Source organism: Pseudomonas sp. GW821-FHT12A04 (assembly GCF_058807755.1).
Window position 1 is genome coordinate 229,937 of sequence record NZ_JBXAQZ010000004.1, and the last position, 18,208, is coordinate 248,144.

13 protein-coding genes are annotated in these 18,208 nt (G+C 59.4%); 4 read left to right on the plus strand and 9 right to left on the minus strand.

The window, feature by feature from the left end; all coding sequences use genetic code 11:
- The first annotated feature begins 53 nt into the window (after positions 1–53).
- Positions 54–1,535 carry a PhoPQ-activated pathogenicity-related family protein gene (locus AC1RS8_RS08735; protein ID WP_489339746.1) on the plus strand — a complete coding sequence of 494 codons (1,482 nt, stop codon included), beginning with the start codon at positions 54–56 and terminating at the stop codon, positions 1,533–1,535.
- Here AC1RS8_RS08735 and AC1RS8_RS08740 read toward each other — a convergent pair.
- From AC1RS8_RS08740 to AC1RS8_RS08780, 9 genes are all read right to left on the minus strand, one after another.
- Positions 1,532–2,473 (minus strand): AEC family transporter, encoded by a 942-nt coding sequence (locus AC1RS8_RS08740; protein ID WP_090453070.1) that lies wholly within the window; start codon positions 2,471–2,473, stop codon positions 1,532–1,534. The genes AC1RS8_RS08735 and AC1RS8_RS08740 overlap by 4 nt on opposite strands.
- Positions 2,474–2,659: 186 nt before the next feature.
- Complete coding sequence (gene garD / locus AC1RS8_RS08745) at positions 2,660–4,213, minus strand: galactarate dehydratase (protein WP_057716438.1); 1,554 nt, start codon at positions 4,211–4,213, stop codon at positions 2,660–2,662.
- 11 nt (positions 4,214–4,224) lie between these two features.
- Positions 4,225–5,586, minus strand: coding sequence for an MFS transporter (locus tag AC1RS8_RS08750; protein WP_102669068.1), 1,362 nt, complete (start codon positions 5,584–5,586; stop codon positions 4,225–4,227).
- Between the two features lie 187 nt (positions 5,587–5,773).
- Entirely contained in the window at positions 5,774–7,219 is a 1,446-nt protein-coding gene (locus AC1RS8_RS08755; RefSeq protein ID WP_057716440.1) for an aldehyde dehydrogenase family protein, read from the minus strand.
- A gap of 61 nt (positions 7,220–7,280) precedes the next feature.
- Positions 7,281–8,192: a 5-dehydro-4-deoxyglucarate dehydratase gene (kdgD, locus tag AC1RS8_RS08760; RefSeq protein WP_057716441.1), complete on the minus strand. Its 912-nt coding sequence runs from the start codon at positions 8,190–8,192 to the stop codon at positions 7,281–7,283.
- 403 nt (positions 8,193–8,595) lie between these two features.
- Positions 8,596–9,345: a FadR/GntR family transcriptional regulator gene (locus AC1RS8_RS08765; protein ID WP_178081865.1), complete on the minus strand. Its 750-nt coding sequence runs from the start codon at positions 9,343–9,345 to the stop codon at positions 8,596–8,598.
- A gap of 177 nt (positions 9,346–9,522) precedes the next feature.
- A complete protein-coding gene (locus AC1RS8_RS08770) occupies positions 9,523–11,250 on the minus strand; it encodes an ABC transporter ATP-binding protein/permease (protein ID WP_057716442.1) in 1,728 nt (575 codons plus the stop codon).
- Positions 11,251–11,347: 97 nt separating this feature from the next.
- On the minus strand, positions 11,348–11,908 hold the full coding sequence (locus AC1RS8_RS08775) for a response regulator transcription factor (RefSeq protein ID WP_007973041.1): 561 nt from the start codon (positions 11,906–11,908) through the stop codon (positions 11,348–11,350).
- On the minus strand, positions 11,901–13,163 hold the full coding sequence (locus AC1RS8_RS08780; RefSeq protein WP_057716443.1) for an ATP-binding protein: 1,263 nt from the start codon (positions 13,161–13,163) through the stop codon (positions 11,901–11,903). The genes AC1RS8_RS08775 and AC1RS8_RS08780 overlap by 8 nt, the downstream gene beginning before the upstream one ends.
- 318 nt (positions 13,164–13,481) lie before the next feature.
- On the opposite strand from AC1RS8_RS08780, the gene AC1RS8_RS08785 reads away from it, so the two are divergent.
- The 3 genes from AC1RS8_RS08785 to AC1RS8_RS08795 all read left to right on the plus strand — a co-directional run bounded on the left by AC1RS8_RS08785 (position 13,482) and on the right by AC1RS8_RS08795 (position 18,175).
- Entirely contained in the window at positions 13,482–14,198 is a 717-nt protein-coding gene (locus tag AC1RS8_RS08785) for an SIMPL domain-containing protein (protein ID WP_057716444.1), read from the plus strand.
- A gap of 446 nt (positions 14,199–14,644) precedes the next feature.
- Positions 14,645–16,270, plus strand: a complete 1,626-nt coding sequence (locus AC1RS8_RS08790; protein WP_057716445.1) for an ABC transporter substrate-binding protein — start codon at positions 14,645–14,647, stop codon at positions 16,268–16,270.
- 303 nt (positions 16,271–16,573) lie between these two features.
- Positions 16,574–18,175 carry an ABC transporter substrate-binding protein gene (locus tag AC1RS8_RS08795; RefSeq protein WP_057716446.1) on the plus strand — a complete coding sequence of 534 codons (1,602 nt, stop codon included), beginning with the start codon at positions 16,574–16,576 and terminating at the stop codon, positions 18,173–18,175.
- Positions 18,176–18,208: the final 33 nt, after the last annotated feature.

Consider the following 18,208-nt stretch of genomic DNA (forward strand, 5'->3'; position numbering starts at 1 on the left):
TTCGTTGTACCCAGCACTCGAACCTCCCCCCCTGCTTTACAAGGAAGGTTCCCATGGGATTGAACGTCAGGTTCGTATTGTCGAAATTGATATTATCCAGCCTGCTCATCAGCAGTTCGATACATGCCTCAACCCAAGCGTGTTTCGAGGCCGGCAATCAAGACTTCAGCGAAGTGCTTGCCTGCTACAAGAAAGCCGAAGACGCCAATCCACTGGTTTACACCGCCAAAGGCAACACGACATTTCCAGGTGTGGAAAAGCGCAGTTTCGACCTGTCCTCCCAGCAATGGTCGCCGCAGGGATTGGTCAGCCCCGCGCAGTGGAAACACACCGTGGACATCTACATCCCGGACAATGCCCTGCACGGCCAGTCACTGCTGGTGGCCAATAACGGAACCCCCAACGCAGGGCAGAACAACGCCGACGATCCGACGGACTTTACCGAAACCATGGCACTTGAAGTGGCGCGCAAAACACGCACGATTGTCATTTCAGTCAGCAACGTTCCGAACCAGTACCTGACCTATGCCGACGACGGCATAGCGCGCACGGAAGATGCCAGTGTCGCCCACAGCTGGAAACTCTTCCTCGATGACCCGCACCAGCGCCCGTACATGTCGGTGCGCCTGCCCATGGTGGTGTCGATGGTCAAGGCTATGGACCTCGCGCAAAAGGAGCTGCAACCCTGGGGAATAGACCGTTTCATTGCCAGCGGCGCATCAAAACGTGGCTGGACCACTTGGCTGGCGGCGATTGCAGATGACCGGATCATGGCCATCGTGCCTTTTGTGATCGACGTACTGGGCACGGACAATGTGCTTGAACATACCTGGCAAGCCTATGGAAAGAACTGGCCACTGGCATTTTTTGACTACCATCACGAGGGCATCACCCAACAGATCAAGACTGAAAACTTCGCACACCTGATGAAAATCGAAGACCCGTTAAGCTACCTGCAAACCCGCTATGCCGATCGCCTGGCGATTCCGAAATACATCGTCAATGCCAGCAGCGACGATTTTTTCCTGCCAGACAATTCGCAGTATTTCTTCGATCAATTGCCAGGTCCGAAAGCTTTGCGAGTCGCTCCCAATGCGAGCCACTACGGTATCAACCGGTTCATCGAGAACTCGCTGATACCGGTCATCAATCGCTGGCAACAGGACAAGCCTTTGCCGGTCATTTCCATGCGCTCGAACCCGCACGTTTCATCACAAGGGATGGGGCTGCACTTTTCCGAGACACCGGTGCGAGTGGTTCAGTGGACGGCGGTAAATCCGGTCGCCCGGGACTTTCGTCACCCCTGTGGCATCCAGTACGCGCCTGAAGACGTAAAACTCACGGACCCGTTCAACGCCGACATACAGATCGACACACCGGAAAATGGCTGGAAAGCGACCTTTGTCGAAACGACTTTTGCCGATGGCTTCGTCATGACGACCCCGGTTCAGGTCATACCCACGCACTATCCGACCCAGGCGCCTCCGGTTATCGAACCGGCGTGCAAAACCCTGGCCGATGAACAGAGGCGTTAAATCCAGCCACCCCACTGCAAAAAGAAGATCCCGACGTTAGTGGTGACCGCCGCCATCAGCGTGGTGATCACGATGATCGCTGCCGCCAACTCGTGATTGCCGTCCGCCGCCCGGGCCATGACGAAACTGGCTGCGGCTGTCGGGCTGCCGAAGTACAGAAACAGAATCCCCAGTTCCGCCCCACGAAAGCCCCACAACCACGCCCCCAGTGTCGCCAATACTGGCAAGCCGATCATCTTCACCAGGCTTGAACTCAGCGCCATGCTGCCGCTTTTGCGCAGTGCCGCCAGCGACAGCGTGCCGCCGATGCAGATCAGCGCCAGCGGCAACGTGGTTTGCGCCAGGTACTGGCCGGAGGTTTCCAGCCAGCCGGGCAAGCCGATCTTGAAATAGGCGAAGGGTGCAGCCGCAATCACGCTGATGATCAGCGGATTGCTGAACACGCTTTTGCAGATGCTCCACGGATCGGACTTGATCACCGGGCTGTACACCGCCAGCACGATGGTCGAAAGGGTGTTGTAGAACAGGATCACCAGCGCCGCCAGGATCGCTCCGAGGGAAATCCCGTAGTCGCCGTACATGCTTGCCGCCAGCGCCAGGCCAATGACCCCGTTGTTACCGCGAAAGGCACCTTGGGTGTAGATCCCCCGATCTTCCCGCGGGCACTTCCAGATCGCCCAAACCCAGGCGATGGCAAAACACACCAGGGTCGCAAGGGAAAAATAGATCAGCAGCGCCGGCTGCAACGCCGCGTGCAGGTCGGCATGCAGGATGCCCAAAAACAGCAACGCCGGCATGGTGACGTTGAACACCAATGCTGACGCGGTGTGGATGAAATTGTCGTTGATCCAGTCGATGCGTTTGAGCAGCACACCCAGAAACAGCATGACGAACACCGGCGCGGTGATGTTCAGGGTTTCAAGGAAAATTGCCAGCATGCCGGGAGGACCTTGGGGTGGGCGTCGTTAGGGGGCTAATGATAAGCCACCAAGTCCCCTGGCGTCTGTTAGACCGATATCGCGAGCAAGCTCGCTCCCACATTTTTCCAGTGCCGAACACAAAATTTATGCACGGCGAAAATCCACTGTGGGAGCGAGCTTGCTCGCGATGAAGGCGACTCGGTCTTAGGTGATCGGTGCCGGGTTAAACAAGGTGATGTCGTTATGCAGTTTGTGCTGCTCGGCCCACGTCTGCTTCTTGCCGCTCGCCACGTCCAGATAGTAGTGGAACAACTCCCAGCCAAGATCTTCGATGGAAGCGCGGCCGGTGGCAATGCGCCCTGCGTCGATGTCGATCAGGTCCGGCCAGCGTTGCGCCAGTTCGGTCCGGGTAGAGACCTTCACCACCGGCGCCATGGCCAGCCCGTAAGGCGTGCCACGACCGGTGGTGAACACGTGCAGGTTCATCCCCGCCGCCAACTGCAAGGTCCCGCAGACAAAGTCGCTGGCCGGGGTCGCGCAGAAGATCAGGCCTTTGCGCTTGAAACGCTCGCCAGGGCCAAGCACGCCGTTGATCGCGCTGCTACCGGACTTGACGATCGATCCCAGGGATTTCTCGACAATGTTCGACAACCCGCCCTTCTTGTTGCCCGGCGTGGTGTTGGCACTGCGATCCGCCTCGCCCTTGGCCAGGTAGCGGTCGTACCAGTCCATTTCCCGCACCAGTTCCTGGGCGACGTCCTGGTTTTCCGCGCGGGAGGTCAGCAGATAAATTGCATCGCGCACTTCGGTGACTTCGGAGAACATCACCGTCGCACCGGCCCGTAGCAGCAGGTCAGAGGCATATCCGAGCGCCGGGTTGGCGGTGATGCCGGAGAACGCATCACTGCCACCGCATTGCATGCCCAGGATCAACTCGGATGCCGGCACGGTTTCCCGGCGACGTTGATCGAGCTTCTTCAAGCGCGTCTCGGCCAGTTCCATGATCTGCTCGATCATCTCGGTGAAGCCGTGACTGGAATCCTGCAGGCGGTACAGCCATGGCTCGCTCAAATCCACCGAGCTGTCGTTCTCGTGCATCACTTGCCCGGCCTGCAATTTCTCGCAGCCCAGGCTGATCACCAAGGCTTCGCCACCCAGGTTCGGGTTGCGTGCCAGGTTGCGCACGGTGCGGATCGGGATGTACGCGTCGGTGGCGGTGATGGCCACGCCACAGCCGTAGCTGTGGGTCAGCGCCACCACATCATCGACGTGCGGGTACTTGGGCAGCAACTCGTCCTTGATGCGCTTGACCGCATGATCCAGTACTCCGGTCACGCACTGCACGGTGGTAGTGATGCCGAGAATGTTGCGCGTGCCGACGGTGCCGTCGGCGTTGCGATAACCCTCGAAAGTGAAGCCCTCCAGCGGTGCCTGCGCGGCCGGCACGTCGGTGGACAGCGGCAGGCTGTCCAGCGGTGGCGCGGTCGGCATGCGCAGTTGATCTTCCTTGACCCAACTGCCTCGGGGAATCGGCTGCAAGGCATAACCAATGACCTGGCCATAACGAATCACCTGACCACCTTCGGGAATGTCTTCCAGGGTGACCTTGTGGCTCTGCGGCACGAAATCCACGGTAACCAGACCGTCCGCAAACTCGGTGCCGGCCGGTACACCCTGATCATTGACCACGATCACTACGTTGTCCCGCTCGTGCAGGCGGATGTAGCGCGGCGAGTCGGAATGTTCAATCAACTGCATGACGCCGCTCCTCAGGAATGCGCTTGAGACAATTTGCCTGGGGCTTCAGTACCGTTCGCTGGTGGCTCTTTGAGCACCACGCGCTTGATCGGGCCCACGATCACCAGGTAGCTGAACACCGCAACCAGTGCGTTGCAACCGACGAACACCAACGCCCACTTGAATGAACCGGTGGAGCTGATGATGTAACCGATCACGATTGGAGTGGTGATCGAAGCAATGTTTCCGAAGGTGTTGAACAGGCCACCGCTCAGACCGGCGATCTGCTTCGGCGACGTGTCGGACACCACGGCCCAGCCCAGTGCGCCGACGCCTTTGCCGAAGAACGCCAGGGCCATGAAGCCGACGACCATCCATTCTACGTCCACGTAGTTGCACGCCACGATGCTGCTGGAAACCAGCAGGCCAGCGATGATCGGCGCCTTGCGGGCGAAGGTCAGGGAATGGCCCTTGCGCAACAGGTAATCGGAAATCACCCCGCCGAGTACACCACCGATGAAGCCGCAGATTGCCGGCAAGGACGCGATGAAACCGGCCTTGAGGATGGTCATGCCGCGCTCCTGCACCAGGTACACCGGGAACCAGGTCAGGAAGAAGTAAGTGATGCCATTGATGCAGTACTGGCCCAGGTACACGCCGAGCATCATGCGGTTGGTCAGTAACTGGCGGATGTAATCCCACTTCGGACCGTCGGACTTCTTGCCCTTCTGGTCCATGTCGACCATGCCGCCGTTTTCGGAGATGTGCTTGAACTCAGCATCGTTGATCCGTGGGTGTTCGCGCGGGCTGTAGATCACTTTCAGCCAGACCAGCGAGAAGATGATGCCCAGGATACCCATGACGATGAACACGTGCTCCCAGCCGAAGGAATAGACGATCCAGCCCATCAGCGGAGCGAACAGCACGGTGGCGAAGTATTGCGCCGAGTTGAAGATCGCCGAGGCCGTACCGCGTTCAGCAGTCGGGAACCACGCCGCAACGATTCGGGCGTTACCAGGGAAAGACGGCGCTTCAGCCAGGCCCACCAGGAAGCGCAGCATGAACAGCGCAACCACCGCCGTGGACATGCCGAACTCACCGACGAAGCCTTGCAGCACGGTGAACAGCGACCAGGTGAAGATGCTCAATGCGTAGATTTTTTTCGAGCCAAAACGGTCCAGTAGCCAGCCGCCGGGGATTTGCCCGGCCACATAGGCCCAACCGAATGCGGAGAAGATGTAGCCGAGGGTCACGGCGTCGATGCCGAGGTCTTTTTGCAGGCTGGAGCCAGCGATTGCGATGGTAGCCCGGTCGGCGTAGTTGATTGTGGTCACCAGAAACAGCATGAGCAGGATCAAATAGCGGACGTGAGTCGGCTTCTGGGTCGGTTGCATGTAGATGTACTCCCACTGATTATTTTTATGCGGGTAATAACGGTGCTCTGTAGGAGCGAGCCTGCTCGCGATGGTGGTCAACGATGACGCGAGGCTCAGGTTTACCGCCGCGACCTCAAGACCATCGCGAGCAGAGCTCGCTCCTACAGGGGGCACGGTATCGTTGCCAATACCGCGGTGTTTCTTGTTACGAGCCGATGTAGCTGGTCTTCACGACCGTATAGAACTCTTGCGCATAGCGACCTTGCTCACGTGATCCATAGGATGAACCTTTACGCCCACCGAACGGAACGTGGTAGTCCACACCGGCGGTCGGCAGGTTGACCATCACCATCCCGGCCTGGGAGTGGCGTTTGAAGTGGTTGGCGTACTTCAGCGAGGTGGTGGCAATGCCCGCCGACAGCCCGAACTCGGTGTCGTTGGCCATGGCCAGCGCGGCTTCGTAATCGGCGACGCGGACGATGTTGGCCACTGGGCCGAAGATCTCTTCCTGGCTGATGCGCATCGAAGCTTCGCTGTCGGCAAACAGGGTTGGCGCGAGGAAGTAGCCCTCGGTGTCGCACGTCACCAGACCACCGCCGCTGACCAGACGCGCACCTTCGGACTGGCCGATGTCGATGTACTTCATGTCCTGCTCGAGTTGCGCTTGCGAGACCACCGGACCGATATCGGTACCCGCCTTCAATGCATGGCCGACCTTGATCGACTTCATGCGCTCGGCCATGGCTTCGACGAACTGGTCGTGAATCCCGGCGGTGACGATAAAGCGGCTGGAAGCGGTGCAACGCTGGCCGGTGGAGTAGAACGCGCTCTGTACTGACAACTCGACCGCTTGCTTGAGGTCGGCGTCGTCGAGAATGATCTGCGGGTTCTTGCCGCCCATTTCCAACTGGACTTTGGCCTGGCGCGATACACAGCTGACAGCGATCTGACGACCCACGCCCACGGAGCCTGTGAAGCTGATGCCGTCGACTTTCGGGCTGTGGACCAGTGCATCGCCCACCACGCGACCGCTGCCCATCACCAGGTTGAACACACCGGCCGGGAAGCCTGCGCGGGAGATGATTTCGGCCAGGGCCCAGGCGCAACCTGGAACCAGGTCTGCGGGTTTCAGCACGACGCAGTTGCCGTAGGCCAGGGCCGGGGCGATTTTCCATGCCGGGATGGCGATCGGGAAGTTCCACGGGGTGATCAGACCGACCACGCCCAAAGCTTCGCGAGTGACTTCAACGTTGACGCCCGGACGCACCGACGGCAGGTAGTCGCCGGACAGGCGCAGGCACTCGCCGGCGAAGAACTTGAAGATATTGCCGGCGCGGGTCACTTCGCCGATGGCTTCAGGCAGGGTCTTGCCCTCTTCCCGGGCCAGCAGGGTGCCGAGTTCTTCGCGACGGGCGAGGATCTCAGTGCCGACTTTATCCAGGGAATCGTGACGCGCCTGAATGCCGGACGTGGACCAGGCCGGGAACGCGGCACGGGCGGCGTCGATGGCAGCGTGGACCTGAGCCAGATCAGCCTTGGCGTAGTCGCCGATGGCGTCGGTCAGTTCGGACGGGTTGATGTTGGTCGAATAATCGCCACCGGCAACCCATTCGCCGTTGATGTAGTTATCGAAACGCTTTGTATCTGCCACTTTGAGATCTCCTCACGCAAAAGGCCGCTGATTGCTCAGCGGCCTTACTTGAACGGATGTGTTACTGCGCACCCTGCTTGTCGATCAGCGCGGCGAGCATTTCGTACTCTTCGCCGGTCAGATCGGTCAGCGGTGCACGCACAGGACCTGCGTCGTAGCCGGCAATTTTTGCCCCGGCCTTGACGATGCTTACGGCATAACCGGCTTTGCGGTTACGGATGTCCAGGTACGGCAGGAAGAAGTCGTCGATGATCTTGCCGACGGTGGCGTGATCTTCGCGAGCGATCGCGTGGTAGAAGTCCATCGCGGTTTTCGGAATGAAGTTGAACACCGCCGAGGAGTAGACCGGCACGCCCAGTGCCTTGTAGGCCGCGGCGTAGACTTCGGCGGTCGGCAAGCCACCCAGGTAGCTGAAGCGATCACCAAGGCGGCGACGGATCGACACCATCAACTCGATATCACCCAGGCCATCCTTGTAGCCGATCAGGTTCGGGCAGCGCTCGGCCAGACGTTCCAGCAGCGGCGCGGTCAGGCGGCAGACGTTACGGTTGTAGACCACCACGCCGATGTTGACCGACTTGCACACGGCTTCAACGTGGGCGGCAACGCCGTCCTGGCTGGCTTCGGTCAGGTAGTGCGGCAGCAGCAGCAGACCTTTGGCGCCCAGACGCTCGGCTTCCTGTGCGTATTCGATAGCCTGGCGAGTCGAACCGCCGACACCGGCCAGGATTGGCACGCTGGTGGCGCAAGTGTCGACCGCAGTCTTGATGATTTGCGAATATTCGCTGGCCGCCAGAGAGAAGAACTCACCGGTGCCGCCTGCGGCGAACAGAGCCGAGGCGCCGTATGGGGCCAGCCATTCCAGACGCTTGATGTAACCCGCGCGGTTGAAGTCGCCCTGTGCATTGAAATCGGTAACCGGGAAAGACAGCAGACCGGAAGAGAGGATGGACTTCAGTTCTTGTGGATTCATTATTCGAACACCCTGGATTGCGACGTTGTGTGAGAAAACCGTTCAGCCTGCGCTGAAGTTGTAGGTCATCGTACAACTTAAAATACAACCGTCAACTGCATTTCATCGCTGCGGGTGAAAATTGTTGGACAAGCGGATCAGGAAACCAGCAAATCAGAGGCTCTCCGACCTAAGAGCGCGGAGGAAAAAAGTCGCGACCGTAGGCGTATCAGAGATACGTTGTCAGAAGAGAAGTCAGTAGGAACGAGGCTTTTCTGGTGTGGCTTACGGCCCAATCGCGAGCAAGTTCGCTCCCACAGGGGCTGTGTGTGATCTCAATTCTACGATCGACACAAGACACTGTGGGAGCGAGCTTGCTCGCGATGGCGGCAGATCAGGCGAGGGATTACCGGAGTCAGATTTCTTATCCGCGCTGCGCCTCAGCCTCTTCATGGGCATGACGCAACCGCTCACGGCTGTTGGTCAGGTGCAAACGCATGGCGGCCCGCGCCGCATCGGAATCCTGACGGGCAATGGCGTCGTAGATTTCTTCGTGCTCACGGCTCAGGCGACTCATGTAGTGCTGCTGGTCGTCATGGGCCAAGCGCGCGGAGTTCAGCCGTGTGCGCGGAATGATGCTGGTGCCCAGGTGGGTCATGATGTCGGTGAAGTAGCGGTTGCCGGTGGACAGCGCGATTTCGAGGTGGAAGGCGAAGTCCGAAGCCACGGCGTCACTGGCGTGAGCGGCACTTTCATTCAACGCATCGAGGGCGGCGCGCATGTTGGCCAGTTGTTCCGGACTGCGCCGTTGCGCCGCCAGCCCGGCAGACTCCACTTCCAGACTGATGCGCAGTTCCAGGATCGCCAGCACATCTCGCAGGGTTACCACAGTCGCCGGGTCGATACGGAAACCGCTCGGGCTCGGCGTGTCGAGCACGAAGGTGCCGATACCGTGGCGGGTTTCCACTTGCCCTGCCGCCTGCAAACGGGAAATCGCCTCGCGCACCACCGTGCGGCTGACACCATGGGCATCCATGATGGCCGACTCGGTGGGCAACTTGTCGCCACGCTTGAGATGGCCGTCGCGGATCTGCTCCGACAGCACCGTCACCAGTTCCTGAGCGAGGCTGCGGCGCTTGCGTGGGAGGCGTGGTACGTCGTTCGGGTTTTCCATGGTGAACATCTGTCTCGAAAAAATCGGCGGCTGAAACCGCATCATAGCGCAACGCGGTTGTACGATCACCACCACCCCTGCTCGCGATGGACTGGCAAGCGCCGCGTGTCTTCAGGAAGCACGCGTTATCGTTAGCCACCATCGCAAGCAAGCTCGCTCCTACAAGGGATTGTGGTGTTATGCAGTCACAGCCTGGTCCACCAGATGGCCATTCTCGATACGAATGTGCCGAGGGTGGAAGCGCTTCAGGCTGCTGCGATGGCCGACGCTGACGATGCTCAGCCCCGGCAACTCGTCGATCAGCGCCTGATAAAGCGTGGCCTCGTCTTCTTCGTCCATCGCCGAGGTGGCCTCATCCATGTACAGCCATTGCGGTGCATAAAGCAGCGCACGGGCGAAGGCCAGGCGCTGCTGCTCACCCGGCGACAACATGCGCTGCCAGTGGTTGGCTTCGTCGAGACGGGCAATCAGGTGCGGCAAGCGGCAGGTTTCCAGCACCTGCGCGTAGCGCTCGTTCGGATAGGTATCGCCGGGCTGTGGATAACTGAGGACATCACGCAGGGTGCCAATCGGCAAATACGGTTTTTGCGGCAGGAACAGGTAGCGCGCCGATGGCAGGCGAATACTGCCGTGGCCGGTCGGCCACAGATGCCCCATCGCCCGCAGCAGGGTCGACTTGCCGCTGCCGGAACGACCGCTGAGCATCACACGCTCGCCCTCCTTCACGGTCATGTCGGCGTTGGTCAGCAGGTGACGACCTTCAGCCAGGTCGAGGCCGAGGTTGTGCACCTTCAGCACCGATCCCGAATTCTGGACGTCGATGGCCGGCGCACGTTCTTCGTTGTCACGCATGGCCTGGTGGAAGCTCAACAGACGATCGCAGGTGGCGCGCCAGGAAGCGAGGCTCTGGTAGGCACTGATAAACCAGCTGAAACTTTCCTGCACATTGCCGAACGCCGAGCTGATTTGCATCAGTTCGCCCAGTTCGATCTTGCCGGAAAGGTAACGCGGGGCGGCAACCATGAAGGGGAAGATGATCGCGGCCTGGCTGTAACCAGCGGTGAAGAACGTCAGGCGCTTGGACACCTTCATGATGTCCCAGAAGTTATGCCAGACCATCCCGAAGCGACTGCTCAACCGGCGGTTTTCGTTCGGCTCTCCGTTGTACAACGCGATGCTTTCGGCATTCTCGCGAATTCGCACCATGGAGAAACGCAGGTCAGCTTCGAAGCGTTGTTGCTGGTTATTCAGGCCGATCAGGCGACGACCGATCAAATGCGTCAACCAGCTGCCGACCACCGCGTAAACCAGCACGCACCAGAACATGTAGCCGGGAATGGTGATGCCGAATACTTCAATACTGCCCGACACACCCCACAGGATGATCGAGAACGACACCAGGCTGACAATATTGCGCAGCAGCCCGATACCCAGCTCAAGGGTGTTGGAGGTGAAGTTGTTGAGGTCTTCGGAAATCCGCTGGTCCGGGTTATCGGTGTAACCGCCCTGCTCCAGCTGGTAGTAGTTTTTGTCACCCAGCCAGCGGGTGAAATGCTTTTCGGTGAGCCATGCCCGCCAGCGGATCGTCAGCATCTGCGTCAGGTACAGCCGATACACCGCGCCGACGATCGCCACCGCAGCAATCCCGCAGAAATACAGGATCAGCCGCCAGAATGCCTCCTCGTCCTTTTGTTGCAGCGCGTTGTAGAAATCCTTGTACCAGGTGTTGAACCACACCGAGATCCCTACGCTGATCAGCGACAGCGCAATCACGGCGATCAGCAGAGTCCAGGCTTTGACCTTTTCTTCACTGCGCCAGTAAGGCGTGATCATCGCCCACACTTTGCGAAAAAACTGCCCGCGCACAGCGTCGTTGACCGCGGAATACTCAGCGTTCTGATTCATGGATAAGGCTCGATAGAAAAAAGTACACACACGAACCGATCATAGATGATCGGTCCGGTTTTTCGCGAGATACGGCCCGCATTCGTTCAGCGCAGGCTCAGCGGCGAACGGGACGCTTCTGCAGTTTGCGCTGCAGGGTGCGGCGGTGCATGCCCAGGGCACGGGCGGTGGCGGAGATGTTGCCTTCGTGTTCAGTCAGCACGCGCTGGATGTGCTCCCACTGCAGGCGGTCCACGGACATCGGGTTTTCCGGCACCAGGCTGTCGAGGTCGGCGTGCTCGGACAGCAGCGCCGCCAGCACGTCGTCGGCGTCCGCCGGCTTGCACAGGTAGTTGCAGGCACCGCGCTTGATCGCCTCGACGGCAGTGGCAATGCTCGAGTAACCGGTGAGGATCACCACGCGCATTTCCGGGTCCATTTCCAGCAACTTGGGCAGCAGCACCAGGCCGGAATCGCCGTCCATCTTCAGGTCCAGGGCGGCGTAATCCGGCAGATCGGCCTTGGCCAACTCCAGGCCTTCCTCGGCGGAACCGGCAGTGCTGACGCGAAAACCGCGGCGAGCCATGGCGCGGGCCATGACGCGGGTGAATGTGGCGTCGTCATCGACCAGCAACAAATGCGGCAGTTCTTCGCCTTCGACTTGGATCTCTTCACTCATGTTCGTCTCCTCGGGCGACACGGGGCAGGCGCAGCTCGGTGAGCGTGCCACCTTCCTCATGACTGTAGAGTTTCACTGAGCCGCCGGCGCGTGTCACGCTGGCCTTGCTCAAAAACAGGCCCAGGCCGAAGCCTTTGCCCTTGGTGGTAAAAAACGGCTTGCCGATTTGCTCGGCGATGGCCAGCGGCACACCGGCACCATGGTCACGAATGCTGATGGTGAGGTTTTCCCAATCCCAGTCCAGCGTCACTTGCAGCCCTTCGGGGCAGGCATCGGCAGCGTTGTTCAACAGATTCAGCAAAGCCTGGGTCAGGTCCGGCGGCGGCGCCATCCGGGGGACCGGGCCCTGGCCGAGGCGCTGGAAGCGATAACTGGCTTCCGGGCGCATCAGGTGCCAGCGATTGAGGGCTTCATCAAGCCAATCGGTGACGTCCTGCATCTCCACCGCCAACCGGCGATTGGCCTCGGCGGCGCGTACCAGATGCTGCAAGGTCTCTTTACACAGCTTGACCTGATCCTGCAGCACGCTCAGGTCGTCCTGCAACATCGGATCATGATGATCCTGGCGCATTTCCTTGAGTAGCACACTCATGGTCGCCAACGGCGTGCCCAGTTCATGGGCCGCACCGGCGGCCTGGGTGGCGACGGCCAGCAGTTGCTGATCGCGCAGGCCTTCTTCGCGGCGAATGGCGCGCAACTCTTCCTGACGACGCAGCTCTTCGGCCATGCGCGCGGCGAAAAACGTGATCACCGCTGCAGCCAGGGCGAAGCTCAGCCACATTCCGTACACCTGCAGGTTTTCGCGGGCGATCGGGAAGGTTTGCAGCGGATAGAACTGCGCCAGCAACAGCGTGTACATCGTCAACGCGATACCCGACAGGATCACCGAGTAACGCCACGGCAAGGTCACGGCGGCAATGGTCAGCGGCACCAGGTAATAGGAGACGAAGGGGTTGGTCGAGCCACCGGAGAAATACAGCAATGCGCTGTGGATAAACAGATCGCAGGCCAGTTGCACGGCGTATTCGAGCTCGGTCACCGGCCACGAGGTACGCAGGCGAATGGCCGTGAACACGCACAGCAGCATTGAACATGCGAGCGTCGCCGCCAACTGAAACCAGGGCAGTGGCAGCAATTCGAGCCAGTAGGCCAGGCCAACGGAACCGGCCTGGGCGGCCAGCACCAACGTGCGGATGAACGTCAGCCGCCAGAGGTTCTGGCGAGTGGCGGAAGTGATTTGAACGGGGGCGAGCATGAGCTCTCCTGATGAGCGCTCCAGGCGGATCGCAGGGAGTATAACCAAGCGCGGGGGCTGACAGGCAAAAGTGCGGCAAACGGCCACATGGCAGGAAGGTCTGCAGCGTCTACGAGGCCGCTTTCGCGAGCAGGCTCGCTCCCACATTGGAATGCGGTCAACTGTGGGAGCGAGCCTGCTCGCGATTGGCTGCGAAGCAGCCACCAAAGTTCCATCTGTATAGAAGTTGTAACTGTGCGAACCGGAACTTAAAAGCTAGAGTCTGATGGTTTCACGCAGGTCCGGACCATACCCCTGCGCACCTTTCAAGGAGCCTTCATGCACACATTCCGCCGCAGCGCCGCCGTCCTCGCCCTGAGCGTTGGCACCGTCGCCAGCCTCCCGGCCCTGGCCGCCGACGAGCTTCATTACAACCAGATTTCCCTGCGCGCCGAAGTCAGTCAGGAAGTGGCCCGCGACCTGATGATCGTGACCCTCTACACCGAAGAACAGAACACCGACCCGGCCAAACTCGCCGCCGATGTCAGCACCACCATGAACAAGGCACTGGCCAAGGCCAAGCAAGTCAAGGACATCACTCTGCGCCAGGGCAGCCGCAACAGCTACCCGATCTACGACACCAAGGGCCAGAAAATCACCGGCTGGCGCGAGCGCGCCGAATTGCGCCTGGAAAGCCCGGACTTCGCTGCGCTGTCGAAGCTGACCGGCGAACTGCTCACCGACCTGAAAATGGGCGGCATGGACTTCGCTATCGCCACCCCGACCCGCAAGGCCAGCGAAGACGCCTTGCTCAAGGACGCCGTGACCGCCTTCAAGGCCCGCGCCCAACTGGCCACCGACGCCCTTGGCGGCAAGAGCTACAAAATCGTCAACCTGAACCTCAACAGCAACGGTTATCCACAGCCTTACATGCGCGCGCCGATGATGATGAAAGCCGCCGCCATGGACAGCGCACCGGTGACGCCGGATGTCGAGGCCGGCACCAGCCAGGTCAGCATGACCGCCGATGGCTCGATTGAAGTGCTGATGCCTTGAATCGGTAGCCCGTAAACAAAAACGGCGATCATGAAAATGATCGCCGTTTTTTTTGGCAGTTTTCAGGCATGAGCTATAACTGGATAGGTCCCCCCGAGAAAAGCCGTCGATTGGCCACTATCGGTACAACAATAACCACTCTTATTCACGCCATGCCCACCCCTCAATCCGGGGTATGAATAAGTAACACCCCGCCCCACGCGGGAGCAACCCGAGTCAAGAGCGCACTGTAAAAGTGCGTCATTTGCACCGTAAAAACGCCGCGCAAACGGTCAAATGCGTCAGGAATTATACAAATGCGACATTAAGGTACGTTCGTTCCACTGTTTAAGGCTTGTAGTCACTCTGGATCTTGCATTGGGTATGGCCCCTGCATAAGTATCCGCAGGCACGACTCACGAGGTCGTCCTCTAATTCCAAAAATGACAACAAATCATGAGGCCACCATGCTTAAACACGCGGTCATTCCGTTCTTAGTTGGCGCAAGCTTGTTAGCCAGCGCACCGTTCGCCCAAGCAGCGACTAACCTGGTGTTCTGCTCCGAAGGGAGCCCGGCCGGTTTCGATCCAGGTCAATACACCACCGGAACCGACTTCGACGCCTCTGCAGAAACCATGTTCAACCGCCTCACCCAGTTCGAACGTGGCGGCACCGCCGTGGTTCCTGGGCTGGCGACCAAGTGGGACGTTTCCGATGACGGCCTGACCTACACCTTTCACCTGCGTGAAGGCGTCAAGTTCCACACTACCCCGTATTTCAAACCGACTCGTGAGTTCAACGCCGACGACGTGCTGTTCACCTTTAATCGCATGATTAACAAGGATGATCCGTTCCGCAAAGCGTACCCGACCGAATTCCCGTACTTCACCGACATGGGGATGGATACCAACATCACCAAGATCGATAAAGTCGACGACCACACGGTCAAGTTCACCCTCAAGGACGTTGATGCCGCGTTCATCCAGAACATGGCCATGAGCTTCGCCTCGATCCAGTCCGCCGAGTACGCTGCCCAGCTGCTCAAGGAAGGCAAGGCAGCCGACATCAACCAGAAGCCGGTCGGCACCGGCCCGTTCGTGTTCAAGAGCTACCAGAAAGACTCCAACATCCGCTACACCGGGAACAAGGACTACTGGAAGCCTGACGACGTCAAGATCGACAACCTGATCTTCGCCATCACCACCGACCCGTCGGTACGCATCCAGAAGCTGAAGAAGAACGAGTGCCAGGTCACCCTGTTCCCTCGTCCGGCCGACCTGAAGGCGCTCAAGGAAGACAAGTCCTTGAAGATGCCTGAGCAGGCGGGGTTCAACCTGGGCTACATCGCCTACAACGTGATGGACAAGATCAAGGGCGACGACAAGCCAAACCCGATGTCGCAGTTGAAAGTGCGCCAGGCCATGGACATGGCCGTCAACAAGCAGCAGATCATCGACTCCGTGTACCAGGGCGCCGGCCAACTGGCGGTCAACGCCATGCCGCCGACCCAGTGGTCCTACGACACCACCATCAAGGACGCCAAGTACGATCCCGAGAAAGCCAAGGAGCTGCTCAAGGAAGCCGGCGTCAAGGAAGGTACCGAAATCGTCCTGTGGGCGATGCCGGTTCAGCGTCCGTACAACCCGAACGCCAAGCTGATGGCAGAAATGCTGCAGTCCGACTGGGCCAAGATCGGCCTCAAGGTCAAGATCCAGAGCTACGAGTGGGGCGAGTACATCAAGCGCTCCAAGGGCGGCGAGAACGGCGCGATGCTGATTGGCTGGAGCGGCGACAACGGTGACCCGGACAACTGGCTGAACGTGCTGTTCGGCTGCGACTCGCTGGAAGGCAACAACTTCTCCAAATGGTGCGACAAGAAGTTTGACGACATCGTCAAGCAAGCCAAGCGCACTTCGGACCAAGGCAAACGCACCGAGCTGTACAAACAGGCGCAACACGTCCTCAAGGATGCTGTGCCTATGACACCTATCGCTCACTCGACGGTGTTCCAACCCATGCGCGCCAACGTGCAGGACTTCAAGATCAGCCCATTTGGCTTGAACTCCTTCTACGGCGTCAGCGTCAGCAAATAAGGTTTTGCAACGGCGACGTTCCTGACGTCGCCGTTGCTTTATCTTCCGAGAAAGCAGGAATTCGCCTACATCCTGGTCCGCAGCTGACTACAGCATCGGGCGAGGACGCGTTGCCATTTCCTACGAGTCTTTAGGACTCTACGCATTTACTGCCGGACCCGTGGCTCATACCGTCGGGATCTGACCAGTGCACGCGTGGGTCATCGGTTAATGCTGCGCGCATGGCTTGAAATCAGTGATGCCTCTACGTCCGCGGACGGGACGGCGACTCATTGAAAACACTTTGAGAGTAAAGGGAGCGTTATGCGCCATACCTTGGTTTTATCCGCATTGCTGGGCACCGGCCTGTTGGCCGCCACTTCCATCAGCCAGGCCGCCAACAACAGCCTGGTGTTCTGCTCCGAAGGCAGCCCCGCCGGTTTCGACACGGCGCAGTACACCACTGCGACCGACAACGACGCCGCCGAGCCGCTGTACAACCGGTTGGCTGAGTTTGAAAAAGGCGCGACCAACGTCGTACCGGGCCTGGCCACGAGCTGGGATATTTCCGAGGACGGCCTCAAATACACGTTTCACCTGCGCGAAGGGGTGAAGTTTCATACCACCAAGTACTTCACGCCGACCCGCGACTTCAACGCCGACGACGTGCTGTTCACGTTCAATCGCATGCTCGACCCGCAGCAACCTTTCCGTAAGGCTTATCCGACAGAGTTTCCGTACTTCAACGGCATGAGCCTGAACAAGAACATCGCCAAGGTCGAAAAGACCGGGCCACTGACCGTGGTCTTTACGCTCAATAGCGTGGACGCCGCGTTCATCCAGAACATCGCCATGAGCTTCGCTGCCATCCTTTCGGCCGAATACGCCGACAAGCTGCTGGCCGAAGGCAAGCCGAGCGACATCAACCAGAAGCCGATCGGCACCGGGCCGTTCGTGTTCAAGAGCTACCAGAAAGACTCGAACATCCGTTACACCGGCAACAAGCATTACTGGGCCCCTGACCGGGTCAAGCTCGATAACCTGATTTTCGCCATCAACACCGACGCCTCGGTGCGCGTGCAGAAACTCAAGGCCGGCGAGTGCCAGATCACCCTGCACCCGCGTCCTGCCGATGTGCCCGCACTGAAGAACGACACGGCCCTGCAACTGATCGAGAAGCCCGGTTTCAACCTCGGTTACATCGCCTACAACGTGCGCCACAAACCATTCGACCAGCTTGAAGTACGCCAGGCGCTGGACATGGCGGTGAACAAGCAAGGCATTCTCAATGCCGTCTACCAGGGCGCGGGGCAACTGGCGGTCAACGCCATGCCGCCGACCCAATGGTCCTACGACGAGACTATCAAGGACGCCGCCTACAACCCGGAAAAAGCCAAGGAGCTGCTCAAGGCTGCCGGCGTCAAGGAAGGCACCGAAATCACCCTCTGGGCCATGCCGGTCCAGCGTCCATACAACCCCAACGCCAAGTTGATGGCCGAGATGCTCCAGGCTGACTGGGCGAAGATCGGCCTCAAGGTCAAGATTGTCAGTTATGAGTGGGGCGAGTACATCAAGCGCACCAAGAATGGCGAACACGACATCAGCCTGATCGGCTGGACCGGCGACAACGGTGACCCGGACAACTGGCTGGGCACGCTCTACAGCTGTGACGCCATTGGCGGCAACAACTACTCGATGTGGTGTGATCCGGCTTACGACAAGCTGATCAAGCAGGCCAAGGTCGTCACCGACCGCGACCAGCGCACCCTGCTCTACAAACAGGCGCAGCAATTGCTCAAGCAGCAAGTGCCGATGACGCCAGTCGCCCACTCGACGGTCAACCAGCCGCTGAGCGCCAAAATCGAAGGGTTCAAGGTGAGCCCGTTCGGTCGCAATGTTTTCTCGGGTGTCAGCATAGAAAAATAACCGATTAGCCAGAAATGCCGGGGGGCGGATGTT